This is a genomic window from Polaribacter sp. Z014, assembly GCF_023555435.1.
Lineage (GTDB): Bacteria > Bacteroidota > Bacteroidia > Flavobacteriales > Flavobacteriaceae > Polaribacter.
This window is the reverse complement of sequence record NZ_JALCZP010000001.1, coordinates 356,848-370,815: the sequence shown is the minus strand read 5'-3', so window position 1 is coordinate 370,815 and position 13,968 is coordinate 356,848. Positions and strand designations below refer to the sequence as shown.

18 protein-coding genes are annotated in these 13,968 nt (G+C 27.8%); 11 read left to right on the top strand and 7 right to left on the bottom strand.

Annotated elements, in window-relative coordinates; genetic code table 11:
* Positions 1-141 precede the first annotated feature (141 nt).
* The 4 genes from hpf to MPF19_RS01705 form a co-directional block, all read right to left on the bottom strand.
* The gene (gene hpf, locus MPF19_RS01720) at positions 142-444 is read right to left on the bottom strand and encodes a ribosome hibernation-promoting factor, HPF/YfiA family (protein ID WP_249986514.1); all 303 of its coding nucleotides are present in this window, start codon (positions 442-444) and stop codon (positions 142-144) included.
* Positions 445-916: 472 nt separating this feature from the next.
* The gene (locus MPF19_RS01715) at positions 917-1,756 is read right to left on the bottom strand and encodes a universal stress protein (protein WP_249986513.1); all 840 of its coding nucleotides are present in this window, start codon (positions 1,754-1,756) and stop codon (positions 917-919) included.
* A 91-nt stretch (positions 1,757-1,847) separates the two neighbouring features.
* Positions 1,848-2,897, bottom strand: coding sequence for a response regulator (locus tag MPF19_RS01710; protein ID WP_249986512.1), 1,050 nt, complete (start codon positions 2,895-2,897; stop codon positions 1,848-1,850).
* The gene (locus tag MPF19_RS01705) at positions 2,894-4,135 is read right to left on the bottom strand and encodes a PAS domain-containing sensor histidine kinase (protein WP_203392799.1); all 1,242 of its coding nucleotides are present in this window, start codon (positions 4,133-4,135) and stop codon (positions 2,894-2,896) included. Before MPF19_RS01705 ends, MPF19_RS01710 begins: the two co-directional genes overlap by 4 nt.
* A 137-nt stretch (positions 4,136-4,272) precedes the next feature.
* Here MPF19_RS01705 and MPF19_RS01700 point away from each other — a divergent pair, with 137 nt between their 5' ends.
* The 7 genes from MPF19_RS01700 to MPF19_RS01670 all read left to right on the top strand — a co-directional run bounded on the left by MPF19_RS01700 (position 4,273) and on the right by MPF19_RS01670 (position 9,635).
* Entirely contained in the window at positions 4,273-4,683 is a 411-nt protein-coding gene (locus MPF19_RS01700; protein WP_249986511.1) for a hypothetical protein, read from the top strand.
* Positions 4,684-4,691: 8 nt separating this feature from the next.
* On the top strand, positions 4,692-5,774 hold the full coding sequence (locus MPF19_RS01695) for an efflux RND transporter periplasmic adaptor subunit (RefSeq protein WP_249986509.1): 1,083 nt from the start codon (positions 4,692-4,694) through the stop codon (positions 5,772-5,774).
* Entirely contained in the window at positions 5,774-7,036 is a 1,263-nt protein-coding gene (locus tag MPF19_RS01690; protein ID WP_249986507.1) for an ABC transporter permease, read from the top strand. The genes MPF19_RS01695 and MPF19_RS01690 overlap by 1 nt, the downstream gene beginning before the upstream one ends.
* A 1-nt stretch (position 7,037) precedes the next feature.
* A complete protein-coding gene (locus MPF19_RS01685) occupies positions 7,038-7,712 on the top strand; it encodes an ABC transporter ATP-binding protein (protein WP_249986505.1) in 675 nt (224 codons plus the stop codon).
* 88 nt (positions 7,713-7,800) lie between these two features.
* Positions 7,801-8,688, top strand: a complete 888-nt coding sequence (locus MPF19_RS01680; protein ID WP_249986504.1) for a DnaJ C-terminal domain-containing protein — start codon at positions 7,801-7,803, stop codon at positions 8,686-8,688.
* 2 nt (positions 8,689-8,690) lie between these two features.
* A complete protein-coding gene (locus MPF19_RS01675; RefSeq protein WP_203392805.1) occupies positions 8,691-8,987 on the top strand; it encodes a chaperone modulator CbpM in 297 nt (98 codons plus the stop codon).
* A gap of 195 nt (positions 8,988-9,182) precedes the next feature.
* Positions 9,183-9,635: a pyridoxamine 5'-phosphate oxidase family protein gene (locus MPF19_RS01670; protein WP_249986503.1), complete on the top strand. Its 453-nt coding sequence runs from the start codon at positions 9,183-9,185 to the stop codon at positions 9,633-9,635.
* Position 9,636: 1 nt separating this feature from the next.
* On the opposite strand, the gene MPF19_RS01665 is transcribed toward MPF19_RS01670, so the two are convergent.
* Complete coding sequence (locus tag MPF19_RS01665; protein ID WP_249986502.1) at positions 9,637-10,134, bottom strand: hypothetical protein; 498 nt, start codon at positions 10,132-10,134, stop codon at positions 9,637-9,639.
* A 151-nt stretch (positions 10,135-10,285) separates the two neighbouring features.
* Here MPF19_RS01665 and MPF19_RS01660 point away from each other — a divergent pair, with 151 nt between their 5' ends.
* On the top strand, positions 10,286-11,206 hold the full coding sequence (locus MPF19_RS01660) for a L,D-transpeptidase (RefSeq protein ID WP_249986501.1): 921 nt from the start codon (positions 10,286-10,288) through the stop codon (positions 11,204-11,206).
* 52 nt (positions 11,207-11,258) lie between these two features.
* On the opposite strand, the gene MPF19_RS01655 is transcribed toward MPF19_RS01660, so the two are convergent.
* Positions 11,259-11,594 (bottom strand): single-stranded DNA-binding protein, encoded by a 336-nt coding sequence (locus tag MPF19_RS01655; RefSeq protein WP_203392809.1) that lies wholly within the window; start codon positions 11,592-11,594, stop codon positions 11,259-11,261.
* 182 nt (positions 11,595-11,776) lie between these two features.
* On the opposite strand from MPF19_RS01655, the gene MPF19_RS01650 reads away from it, so the two are divergent.
* Genes MPF19_RS01650 through MPF19_RS01640 form a run of 3 tightly spaced genes read left to right on the top strand, consistent with a single transcriptional unit; the run spans position 11,777 to position 13,410 of the window.
* Entirely contained in the window at positions 11,777-12,319 is a 543-nt protein-coding gene (locus tag MPF19_RS01650) for a GNAT family N-acetyltransferase (protein ID WP_249986500.1), read from the top strand.
* Complete coding sequence (locus tag MPF19_RS01645) at positions 12,309-12,659, top strand: hypothetical protein (RefSeq protein WP_249986499.1); 351 nt, start codon at positions 12,309-12,311, stop codon at positions 12,657-12,659. Before MPF19_RS01650 ends, MPF19_RS01645 begins: the two co-directional genes overlap by 11 nt.
* Positions 12,660-12,705: 46 nt before the next feature.
* Entirely contained in the window at positions 12,706-13,410 is a 705-nt protein-coding gene (locus MPF19_RS01640; protein ID WP_249986498.1) for a hypothetical protein, read from the top strand.
* On the opposite strand, the gene MPF19_RS01635 is transcribed toward MPF19_RS01640, so the two are convergent.
* The gene (locus MPF19_RS01635) at positions 13,407-13,877 is read right to left on the bottom strand and encodes a CBS domain-containing protein (protein ID WP_203392813.1); all 471 of its coding nucleotides are present in this window, start codon (positions 13,875-13,877) and stop codon (positions 13,407-13,409) included. The genes MPF19_RS01640 and MPF19_RS01635 overlap by 4 nt on opposite strands.
* Positions 13,878-13,968 lie beyond the last annotated feature (91 nt).

Below are 13,968 nucleotides of genomic sequence, written 5' to 3'. Positions count from 1 at the left end.
ACCTCTAATTTTCTTAAGTTTTCCTTAGTAAAGGATTAATTATCAAAAGAAATATAGAGCACATCTATTGCAGAATTATTATCAGACTAAAAACAAGTCTTTATTAGTCTGATAATAATTTAACGGTACATTTATCTGACCTTACAGATAAGGTTTTGTAATTGCCTTTCTCTTTAGTAATTGCTTTTCTAAATCTGAAATGGTGTTTTTAACAGCAAGTTCATAATTTTTTTCATTAGAAGAAGCAAACAATCTTGGTCCTGGAACACTTAACTCCATTTCGCAAATAACGCCTTTATCTTTAGAGTCGTTTTCTTTTTTAAAAGACACATTTACTTTTATAATTTTATCAAATTTTCTAACCAAACCATCTAGCTTTTTTTCGGTATAAGCTTCCATAGTTTCACTTGTAGACATGTTAACAAATTGAATATTTATTTTCATCTTTATGGTGTTTAAGTTAATAATAAAAATCTTGAAACAATCTATCCATAAGGCAAGAGGCCCTTTAGATAAATTAAATTATTATAATAGCGTACGCTATATTTAATAGATATAAACCTATTAGAAAAAGTAGTGTATATATTACTTGTACAAATTTAATGTTTACAAATTTTAACCAATTTATGGTTCGCTTCGGAAAAATAAAAAGAAACAACCCAATAAGTAATGAAGCCCATCCAATAAAAGTAATTATGAATTTCCAATTAGGCTCCCAAATATTATGAAGTAAAATATTTATCAATCCTATTATAATTGATAAAAAAGATAGAATAATCAAAAATTTTTGATCTTCTAAATCGTTAAAAATTTGTCTTATCCTTTTCGGATTAAAACTTAGTATAACGAAAAAAATAAGTAAGTAATACCCCCAAAACTTTGCTAAAAAAATTGAATTATCCATAACATATTGTTTTTATTCATGAAGTACTAAAAAAGGAACATCTGTATGATAACTTATTTCGGCTACCTTAGTATGAAATAATATTTGTTGAAAATAATTAAGATTTTTTGCTACCATAGCAATCATATCTATATTTCTACTATTTACAAAACATTGTACAGCATCTTCCACTTTTTTATTTGTTAAAAAATGAAAACTGTGTTTATAATTATAAAAATAATCTTCTAATAATTCTTTGCTTTTTTGTTGATCATCATTTAAAGCGGTAACTTTTTTACTAATATTTAAAACTCGTAAAGATGCTTTTTTCTCTTCTAAAATATCTATTATGGGTTGTAATAATTGTAAATCGTTAGATAATGAAAAATCTGTGGGAAACGCAATTTCTTCTATTTTATTAAATTTAGCATTTTCGGGTACCACTAAAGTTGTACATTTTACTTTTGTAATAACATCTCCTGTATTGCTACCTGTAATAAACCCAGCAAAACCACTGGCTCCTTTTGTTCCCATAACAATTACATCTACCTTTTTCTCTTGTACATGCTGTCTAATAGATTCAATAAAAAAGTTAGAATCTGTTACGGTGTAAAATTTATGGTGTTTATTCTTAAAGTTTAACGTTATTTTTTTTTGAAGGTCTTTTAATTGTTTTTTTGAACTTTCTACATTTACATCTACAAGAAGATCTTGGGCATTTTTATAAAGATAATCTTCCATTACAACGTCATTTAATCGATTAACATGTAATAGGTAAAAATTGCACATTGAGTGCTTATAAAAATTTAAAGCGTACTCAATTGCATTCCAAGAATTGTCTGAAAAATCTGTAGGGAGTAAAATAGTTTTCATTTAAATTCATCTTTTATCTAAAAGACAAATTTATCGCTAGAATGCATTTTAAAAAATGATATTGGTCATATAGACGCTAATTCATTTAACATCAACAAATATCTCTTAATTTTTCTAAGTCTAAAATTCTAATAGTTCTACCTTCAATTTCTATTAAACCTTGTTTTTTAAAGCTAGACATTGTTCTTATTAATGTTTCGGTAGCAATACCTGCAACACTTGCCAAATCGTTTCTAGAAATTTTAATTTGATCTTCTGGTTTTCTATTTAATTTTTCTGCAAACATTAAAATTGTCTTTGCCGTTTTTTTACTTACAGAGCTATACGCCATTTGCAAAAGTTGGTCTTTTACAACGGCTAAATCTTCTGTTAACAATTCTATTAACTCTAAAGTTACTTTATGGTTTTTATTTAAAACGCTGGTTAATGTTTTTTTAGAAAGCCCAACCAGTTCTGTTTCTTTAATTGCCGTGGCAGATTCTTGATACGCTAAATTTTGAGAAAAAGAGGTATACCCAAACAAATCATCTTCTTTATACAGCGCTGTTGTAAGTTGTTTACCTTGCTCATCTAGCTTATGACATTTTATAAGTCCGCTATTTATTAAGTAAATGTAATTAGAGTTATTACCTTCTTTATAAATTGTTGCATCTTTAGCAAAAAGAAAGGTTTCTCCATTATCTTCAAAATAATTTTTTAAATCATTAAGGCTTCTAATGTCATCTTTTTCCTCTTTTACTGCTAGTTTTGTTTCTCTACGATCTTTTAAAATAGCCGCTTTTGCAAGTCTACTTTCTATTGCATTTATAAGTTCATCTTCACTAAAAGGCTTGGTTATATAATCATCTGCACCTAAATCCATTCCTTTTCTTACATCTATTCTTTCTGTTTTTGCAGATAAAAATATAAAAGGGATGTGTTGTGTTTTTTCGTTATTGGTTAAAGCTTCTAATACACCATAACCATCTAGTTCTGGCATCATAATATCACAAACAACAATGTCTGGCACTATTTTTTTTGCTAGTTGTACCCCTATTTTACCATTAGAAGCATTTATAACTTCATAGTTAGATAATTCTAAAAGTTCTGACGTGTTTTCTCTTAAAACTACATCATCTTCAATTAATAGTATTTTTCTCATATTGCCTTATTAATAATCTTCATTGTAAAAGTAGATCCAATATTTTCTTCACTTTCAAAAGTTATAGTTCCTCCTAAATTGTTTAAATGACTTTTAATAATATTTAATCCAATTCCTGTTCCTTCTGTAAGTAAAGCGTTTTCTGCCCTAAAATAACGATTAAATATATTTTTCTGATCTGCTTTTGGAATGCCAATACCATTGTCTATAATTTTAATAGTGGTAGTGGTTTTATCTTGCCTTATTTCTATATTTATTTCTGTATTTTCTGGAGAATATTTAATAGCATTGTTTATTAAATTAGTCAACGCTAATGCCACTGTTTTTTCATCTTGAGTTAAAGATATTTCATCTATATCTTCTGGATATTTAATTCTTTGCCCTTCTTTTAAAAGCATATTTGCATTATAAATTACCTCATCTACTACCTTACTTAGTTTAAAAGTATGAAATTTGTAATTTATTTTACCTGAATCTAATATTTCTATTGATAAAAAATCATTTAAAATATTATTTAAATAATGAACTTTATTGGTTATGGTTTCTAAATGCTTGTCTCTTTTTTCTTGTTGTTCTGCTAATTTGTATTTACCCAACAACATGGTAGAGGTTAAAATACCACTTAAAGGTGTTTTAAATTCATGAGAAACTAACGATAAAAATTTGGTTTTTAATTCGTTCAGCTCTTTTTCCTTTTTTAAAGCAGCCTTAATTTGGTTTTCGGCTTCTATTCTCTTATGGTTTTCGGCATCTAATTCAATATTTACCTCCTTTAATTCATGAACCGTTTTACTTAATTCTTTGGTTCTTTCACAAACCTTTTTTTCTAGCTCTTCATTTAATTTATAGATTTCTTCTTCTTGCTGTTTTCTCACAGAAATATCTATAACTAAAGCCATAACAAATGTTTCTCCATAAATTTCAAACGGATTTAAACCTGCTTCTAACGGAAATACATCTCCATTTTTTCTAACGCCATACAAATCTCTCCCATTACCCATCTGCCTTTTTTCTTTATTATTCATAAAACCCTTAAAATGAGCCCCATGACCAGCATGATAATTACGTGGTATTAAAATATTTAAGGCCTTTCCTACAAGTTCTCTAGGGTTGTAGCCAAACATTTTTTCTACAGATGTATTTACAGAAACTATATTTTGTTTATCATTTACAACTACAACCCCCTCAGAGACGGCTTCAAAAAGTACATTAAAAATATCTTGCTCTTTATTTAGCATTTTAGTAATAAATTATCAAATTAAACAAAAAATAAAAATACTAAATTTTAGATTGAAATTATAGCATTTACTGACTATTATCATAATTTTATGACACATAATTCTATAATTTTACTTTTATTCATAAATTACTGATTATGAAACCTTCACAAAACACTATTATTTCTTTTTATGAAAACCTTGGAAAATTATTCTTTGCAATTGCTGCGGCTGATAATGTTGTAGAAGAAGTAGAGTTTAATGTTTTAAAAGAAATTGTAAAAAAGAAATGGACAAAAGTAGACCCAGTTGATGATGATTTTCATTCTGATGCTGCCTATCAAATTGAAACTGTTTTCGATTGGTTAAACAATGAAAGTTTTTTGAATTCTGAAACTTGTTATAATGAGTTTATCGACTTTAAAAAAGAACATCCTTCTTTGTTTACAAAAGAGATTAACAGTCTTATACTGAAAACAGCAAGTAAAATAGCTGCTTCTGTTGCAGATATAAATAAATCGGAATTAATGTTGGTTGCAAGACTAAGTATTGAATTAAAAAAAACATAAAAATAGATGTGAAAAAATTAACTCTTATATTTTGGCTTATAGTAGCTATTACTTCATGCACTAGTAAAGAAGAAAAAATAGTGCCAGTATATAAAAGTATTACAGAATCTGTTTATACTTCTGTTACTATTCAGCCAGATAGTTTATATCAAGTTTACGCATCTGTAGCTGGTATTTTAGAAAAAAACTTAGTAGAAGAAAATCAGGTAATATCTAAAGGAACCGCTATTGTACAAGTAGTTAATAACGCACCTAAACTAAATACCGAAAATGCTAAATTATCTTTAACATTAGCAAAAGAAAATTACAACGGAAATGCAGCAATTCTAAAAGGTCTTAAAGATGAAATTGTTGCGGCTAAAATTAAATTTAGAAATGATTCTATCAATTTTGTAAGACAACAAAATCTATGGAATCAAAAAATAGGTTCTAAAGTAGCATACGATACAAAAAGACTAAATTATGAGTTATCTTTAAATGATTTACAACTCATAAAAAACAACTACAACAGAACAGAAAGTCAATTATTAAATACTGTAAAACAAGCAGAAAACAATTATAAATCTTCCTTAATTAACACCAAAGATTTTAGAGTAAAAAGTAGCATAACCGGAAAAGTATACGCACTTTTTAAAGAACCAGGAGAAACTATAACTACTACAGCACCTGTGGCTACCATTGGTAGTGCAACTAATTTTATAATAGAAATGTTGGTAGATGAAGTAGATATAGTAAAAATAAGCAAAAACCAAAAAGTAATTATTAGTTTAGATGCTTATAATGGGCGCATTTTTACAGGGAAAGTCTCTAAAATTTACCCTCTAAAAGACACCAGAAACCAAACTTTTAAGGTAGAAGCATTGTTTGATAAAGCTCCTGAAAAATTGTATCCAGGTCTTTCTGGTGAAGCAAATATTATTATCAATAAAAAAGATTCTGTACTTACCATACCTAAGGAATATCTTGCAGATTTTAACAAAGTAAAAACAGACGATGGCTTGGTAGATATTAGTATAGGTCTGCAAAATATGGAGTTTATAGAGGTGCTTTCTGGAATCTCAAAAAACACCACAATTTACAAACCAGAATAATGGTAAAATGGCCCATCATACTAAATATTGCAAAAACACATTTGCTCTCTAAATTTAAGCAATCTACTATTGCTGCTTTGGGAGTTACTTTTGGCATAGCATCCTACATTACTTTGGTTAGTTTTATGACGGGTTTAAATAATGTTTTAGATGATTTAATTCTAAATCAAACACCTCATATTCATATTTATAATGAAATAGAACCCTCTAAACAACAACCTATTTCTTTATTTGATAGTTATAAGAATAGTTTTAATGTTGTACACTCTATTAAACCAAAATTAAATCAGAAAAAAATACATAATGCATTGCCTATTATTAAGTATTTAAATAACCTTAAAGATGTTAAAGGAGCCATTTCTCAAATAAAAACAAATATATTCTACATCTCAGGATCTATAGAGCTTGGTGGAAACATAACGGGAATAAATCCATTAGAAGAAGCAAGGCTTTTTAATTTTAAAGATTATGTAATTAAAGGTTCTCCAAAGGATTTAAAAAATACAGAAAACAGTATTATAATTGGCTCTGGAGTTGCCAAAAAGATGTCATTATCCATTGGAGAAAGAGTTCAAATTAGTACCATAAAAGGCGATGTTTTTCCTTTAAAAATTGTTGGTATTTATCAAAGTGGAAATACAGAGATAGACGCTATACAAAGCTTTACAAATATTAAAACAGTACAAACCATTTTAGGAGAAGCTAAAAACTATGTTACAGATATTAATGTAAAATTATACAATATAGAAAAGGCACTCCCTCTTGCTAAAAATATTGAACAACAATTTAACCTAAAAGCAGTAGATATTAATACTGCCAACGCACAATTTGAAACAGGTACTTCTATAAGAAATTTAATAACCTATGCGGTTTCTTTTACGTTGTTAATTGTAGCTGGTTTTGGAATTTATAACATTTTAAATATGCTTATTTATGAAAAAATGAATGACATTGCTATTCTAAAAGCAGTTGGTTTCTCGGGTAAAGATGTACAAATGATTTTTATGAGTCAGGCAATGATTATAGGAATCGTAGGTGGTGTTCTTGGGTTACTTTTAGGACTTCTATTCACTAATATTATTCATACAATTCCCTATAAAACAGCAGCTTTACCAAGGCTAAAAACATATCCAATAGATTTTAATATTTGGTATTACTTTATAGGAATTGTATTTGCCATCGTATCCACTTTTTTTGCAGGTTACTTACCTTCTCAAAAAGCAAAAAAAATAGATCCCGTTAAAATTATAAGAGGCCAGTAAAATGAATACAATTTTAGAAGCAAAAAATATTAATAAATTTTTTAAAAAGCCTGTATCTTTTCATGTATTAAAAGATATTAATTTTAAAATTAAAAAAGGCGAGTTTGCTTCTATAGTAGGGAAATCTGGTTGTGGTAAATCTACATTATTGTATATTTTATCTACGATGGATACAGATTATGAAGGAGAATTATATATAGACAACCAATTAATTTCTGGAGATAAAAAAGACAAATTAGCACATATTAGAAACAAACATATTGGTTTTGTTTTTCAATTTCATTATTTATTATCAGAATTTTCTGTGCTAGAAAATGTAATGCTTCCTGCTAAAAAATTAGGAGAAAAATCTTTTCAAGAAATAGCGCAGGATGCAATGTTAAAATTAAAGATGTTAAACATAGAGCATCTAGCTCAAAAAAAAGCATCACAAATATCTGGAGGTGAAAAACAACGAGTTGCCATTGCAAGGGCTCTAATTAATAACCCTTCTATAATTATGGGAGATGAGCCAACCGGAAATTTAGATAGTCATAACTCTGATAATGTTTTTAACATTTTTAGACGATTAAGTAACGAACAAGGTTTGTCTTTACTTATTGTAACACATGATGAGGATTTTGCAAAAAAAACAGATAGAATTATTACCATGGAAGATGGCAGAATAATAAGTTAATTTTTTTAAGAACTGACAATTCTCATTTTATTTTAAATTTAATTTTAATATCTTTATTGATGCTCTTATAACATAAAAAAACTAACAAATGGCCTTTGTAGATTATTACAAAATATTAGGAATTACTAAAAGTGCTTCTGAAGCTGATATTAAAAAAGCCTACAGAAAATTAGCACGAAAACACCATCCAGATTTAAATCCGAATGATAAAACTGCCGAGAAAAACTTTAAAGACATTAATGAAGCCAATGAAGTTTTAAGCAACAAAGAAAATCGTAAGAAATACGACACCTATGGAGAACATTGGCAAAACGGAGAGGCTTACGAACAAGAAAAACAAAGACAACAAGAGCATCAAAGAAGATCTCAAAGTAGTCAAGGTGGGTATTCTCAAGAAGATTTTTCTGATATTTTTGGAGACATGTTTGGCGGTGGTGGGGCTTCTGGAAGAAGAACAAATGCAAAATATAGAGGACAAGATTATAATTCTGAAATTCAATTAAACTTAAAAGATGTTTACAAAACCCAAAAACAAGTAATTACTGTTAACGGTAAAAACATTAGAATTACAATTCCGGCTGGTGTAGAAAACGGTCAGAACATCAAAATAAAAGGACACGGAGGAAAAGGTGTAAATGGTGGCCCAAATGGAGATTTATACATTCAGTTTTCTATTCTAAATAACACCAAATTTAAACGAGACAAAGACAATCTTTATATTGATGTTGATTTAGATTTATACACCGCATTACTAGGTGGTGATTTAATGGTTGATACTTTTGATGGTAAAGTAAAATTAACCATTAAACCAGAAACAGCAAACGGAACCAAAGTAAAACTGAAAGGAAAAGGATTTCCTAAATATAGAAAAGAAGGTCAGTTTGGAGATCTATACATTACCTATCAACTTAAAATACCTACTAAATTAAACGAAAAAGAAATAGAATTAATTAAAGAATTACAAAAACAACGCTAAATATGGAAACTCAAAATTTAATATCTATTCAGCAATTTTGTGAGCATTACAGCATACCTACAGCTTTTATAAACGAATTAAAAGAGTATGAATTAATAGAGGTTATTGCAGAAAATGATGATAACTATATTAAAATTACGCAAATAACAGAAGTAGAAAAAATGATTCGGTTGCATTATGATTTAAACATAAATCTAGAAGGGGTTGATGCAATTTATAACTTATTAAACCAAGTAGATTCTTTAAAAAAAGAAATAAATAATTTGCAAAACAAACTTAACTTTTATGAAAATGAATAAAATGCTAAAATAATTTCTGGTAAAAAAATTGATTATTTATACTTTTAGGCTTAGTTATTTTAGGCTATCAAAAGATTATAGTACTTCTAATTTAAAATAAGAAATAACACAAATCATGGAAAACTGATTTATATCATGTTTTATATATCTGATTTTAACTAGCTTAGTTATCTGTTTTAACCAAAACTTAGCATCATGATAACAAATTTAAACGATTCTGAATGTAAAAACCTATTAGCAAATAATTATATAGGTCAATTAGGATATATTTATATCGATAGACCTTTTGTTGTACCAATGACCTATTTTTTTGAAAAGGAAGATATTATTATTGGTTATTCTGAAGATGGACATAAAACAAAATCAATGAGAGATAATAGAAAAGTTTCTCTATTAGTTTCAGAAAAAGCAGACAGCAACGTTTGTAATTCTGTATTAGTTCACGGATTTTATGAAGAGTTATCTGGTTCTGAGGCAAAGAAAGATTTACATGAGTTTTCAGCAGGAATTAAAGAGCTTATTTTAAAAAAAGAACATAAAGAAGTAAATTGTATTGGAGATTTTTCACACAAAAAAGAAACCAAAAATACAACCATCGTATTTAGAATAAGAATAGATGATCTGACAGGAAAAAAGATTACAGACTAGATTATTTATGTTGAAAACCTAATTCGGTTTTATAAGATGGTACCTCCCATTTTATCATCTCTTTTAAAAATTCATCAACTTTTTCTATAATAAGTTTTGCTGTAATTTCTGTTGGGTTATAAATTCCTAGTTCTATATTATTGTTTTCTATTGGTAGTTGCTCTACATAAGGCAAAAGAACCATTATATATACATCTCCACTATAAGATTGTGAAAAAACCAAGGCTCCTCCTTGTATAAATTGATAAGCAGGAATCTTATTTGTACAATCAATAAGATCAGACGGAAAAGAATCAAATATAATATTTACAGCTTCATTGTTATGAATCCAATTAAGTTCTTGAACCTTCCAACCAATATTATAGCTTTTAGCAGTATTCCTTAAGGTGTTTAAGATTAACTTTTTAGTAGTACTTTCCCATAGCGTTTTTTTATCAACAACCGTTTTAATAGATGCTTTATAATCATTAACGCGCTCTTCTAAATGTTCTATTTTCATAATAATCCATTTTAAATTCTTAAGTAAAAGAAGTTAAAAATATATCAAATTACAATGATATTCATCAGCAAGTTTTATGTATGATAAATATCATTTCATTTCCTTATAATAAATATTAACTTAGTATCATAGTGATTCTAAATCATTGAAAATGAAACATAAAATAAATTTTCAGATCCTTTTATTGCTACTAATATACTTTCATATTGGCAATATAAATGCAGTTCCTTTTTTACAAATAAGAGCTAGTTTCTCAAATAATATTGCTCCTAAAAAAATAACTATCAAAAAAAATATCACTGTAGAAAACTACTTTCAATTTATAGATTCTCTTGTCATAAAATACGATACTTTAACCACATATAAACTAACAGAACACTTGTTGGTAAGAGCAAATCCTTGGATAATTAATACTCTAAAAAACACGGATTACTATCTAATGAAAGTAAAAGATTCTTTTGTTTACAATCAAAAGAAAATGGTTGTTTTAAAAAAGGGAAATCAACTAATAATACCAGATTCTATAAAGGCCAAAGAGATATACAATTCATTTACCAACACAAGGATAGATATAAACATCCCCGAGTATAAGCTTAGAATTTTTGAAAACGATAAAGAGCTTTATAGTTTTCCCGTTCGGGTTGGTAGAAATGAAAAAAAATATCTAAAAATGGCTGGTAGAATTTTAGATTTAAGAACAAAAACAGGCAAAGGAAAAATAGTGGGGTATGAACGGTTTCCTGATTTCTACAACCCTGCTAATGGACATAGATATTATGTAACCAACAGAGATGACAAAAAGGTTACAAAATTGCCTCAAATACCTTTTATAGAAACTGAAATTAATGGTTTACGCTACGGACAATTAATACACACAACAACCAACCCAAAAACGTTGGGTAAAGCCTATTCTAACGGTTGTATTGGCGCTAAAGAAGCAGATGTTTGGGTTATTTATTATTATACTCCCATAAATACTAAAATTACCATTAGATATAATTTAAACATAAAAGATTCTATCAGCGGAAAAAATATAATATTAAAAGACATTTACGGCTATTCTAAAAAATAAAAAAAGCATTGATAACTAAATCAATGCTTTTTTTATATAAAATTTACTGAATTTATTTAGCTCCTAAAAGCAATAATTCATTCACCATAATTTCTGTAATATATCTTTTTTCTCCTTCTTTGGTATCATAAGATCTGTTTGTTAGTTTTCCTTCAACCGCTATTTCTTTTCCTTTGCTTACATAGTTTTCTACCACATTAACCAAACCACCAGTAATAACAATATTGTGCCAATAAGCACGCTCTATTTTATTACCTGCTTTGTCTTTGTAACTATCGTCTGTAGCCATAGAAAATTTGGCCATTTTGTTACCATCTTTAAAAGTTACTATTTCTGGGTCTTGACCCAATCTACCAATTAATTGTACTTTGTTTCTTAACGTATTCATAAGATAAGTTTTTAAACACCTCGACCATGCTCAGTGCAAGTTTATAATTTGTTTTTGTCAATTCGTTTTGACTCTGCAAAGTTGCGACACCATTGCAATTTTATTCGGTTACAAAACAATTACTTTCGGTTGTAATTATTTGTAGTCGTTTGTAAACGGATAAATATCACTACATTTACCTTATGAAATTTCATTTAGAAACAGAAAGATTACTTCTTAGAGAGCTTAGAGCAACCGATTTAGAGGGAATGTTTGAATTAGATTCTAATCCAAGTGTTCATAAATATTTAGGAAACAAGCCTATTAACACTAGAGAAGAAGCACAAAGAAGAATTCAATTTGTTAAAGAACAATATATAGAAAACGGTATTGGCAGGTTTGCTGCAATAGAAAAATCTTCAGGTAATTTTATAGGCTGGTCTGGTTTAAAATTAAATAAAGGAGAAAAAGAAAGTTTAAATGGTTTTCAAGATTTTATTGATATTGGCTATCGATTCATTCCTAAATATTGGCGAAAAGGATATGGTTTGGAATCTGCAATTGCTTGTTTAGAATATGGTTTTAACACCCTAAATTTAGACATTATTTATGGTGCTGCAGAAACAGGAAATATTGGTTCTAACAAAATTTTACAAAGTATTGGTTTGCAATTTGTAAATGAATTTGAAGAACATAATGAGCAAGTAAATTGGTACGAACTAAAGAAAGTTAATTATGGAAAGTAGAAAGTGTTTAGAATGTAATGAAATTGTAAAAGGTAGAATTGATAAAAAATTCTGTTCAGATTATTGTAGAAATGCATACAACAATCGCGTAAATAAAGACAGTAAAAATCTTATCAGAAATATAAACAATCGACTAAGAAAAAATTACAAAATTTTATCTGAATTAAATACAACCGGTAAAACAAAAGTTACTAGAACCAAATTATATGATAAAGGTTTCGATTTTCAGTTCTTTACCTCTATTTACAAAACCAAAACAGGGAATACGTATTTTTATATTTATAATGAAGGCTATTTGCCTTTAGAAAATGAAACGTTTTTATTGATTAGAAAAGAATAAAACTTCGTGATAATTGCAACTTATACTTATCTAAAATAATATAAAAATGGCATTAGCTACAGATTTCGACTCCTTTATAATTCCGCTTATATTTGTTGTATTAGTTGGTTTTATTATCTTTATAACGTATTTTTTTAGTACAAAACAAAAAATTATAAGAACCCTTTCTAAACTACCTATTAAACAAATTGGAAGTTTAAAAAATAACCAATTCACAAGATTTACAGGCAAAGCGTTACATGTAAAAGAACCTTTAATTGCTCCTTTTAGCAAAAGAAAATGTGTGTTTTATGTCATAAAAATTGAATATAAAAAAAGTAGTGGAAAAAATAACCATTGGAGAACGATTGTAAATGAAGAAAAAGTTCAAGATTTTTTCATAGAAAAAAACAGTGATTTTGCCATGGTAAGACTACATCAAAACCCCAAAAACTATACGTGTCATTTAGTAGTTGATAAAAAAATAAATTCAGGTATTTTTAATGCACCAACTTCAGAGTTTAACGCATTATTAAAACAGTATGATATTAAAAGTGAAAACTTTTTTGGATTCAATAAATCTTTAAGATATTCTGAAGCAATTATAGAAATAGGAGAAGAAATTACCGTTGCAGGTATCGCAAAATGGAAAAGTTTAAAAGAACCTATAGCAGGCTATTCGTATTCTAAAATAGCCGAACTAGAAAGTTCTGATAAACAAAAATTAATTATTACAGATTTACCAAATATTAAATCTAAAAAAAGAGTTTAACTATTCCAAGTATTTCCTTTTACACTTATTGCAGCTTTTAACACATCAGTCTGACTAATTTGCCCAATTAATTTACCATTTTCTACCACAGGAAACCTTCTTCTGTGAGAACTAATAAACTTAAAAGCAGCATCAAAAATATTCATATCTTTATCAATGGTATCAACATCTGTAACCATATATTTCCCTACTGTATTATTAACATCAGATGGCATGTTGTAATATTTACTTTCAGAGATATGCTTAATACAATCTGTTTCAGAAATAATACCAATTAAGTCGTTTTTGTCATTAACAACAGGACCTCCAGAGATTTTATAGGTAATTAATTGAGTAATTACATGATCTAAAGTATCCTCAGCTTTAAAAGTTATCAATTTTTTAGTCATATAATCAGATACCAAAATTTGAGATTCTTCTTTTCCTTGACTTGTATCTCTTTTTCCTTGAAAGCTTTTAATTGCCATAATAGTGTAGTTTTTAGTTTTATTTAAATGTACTATTTTTTCTGTTTTATGCAACATTTACACCAAGTTTTTTTTTATTTCTTACATTTAT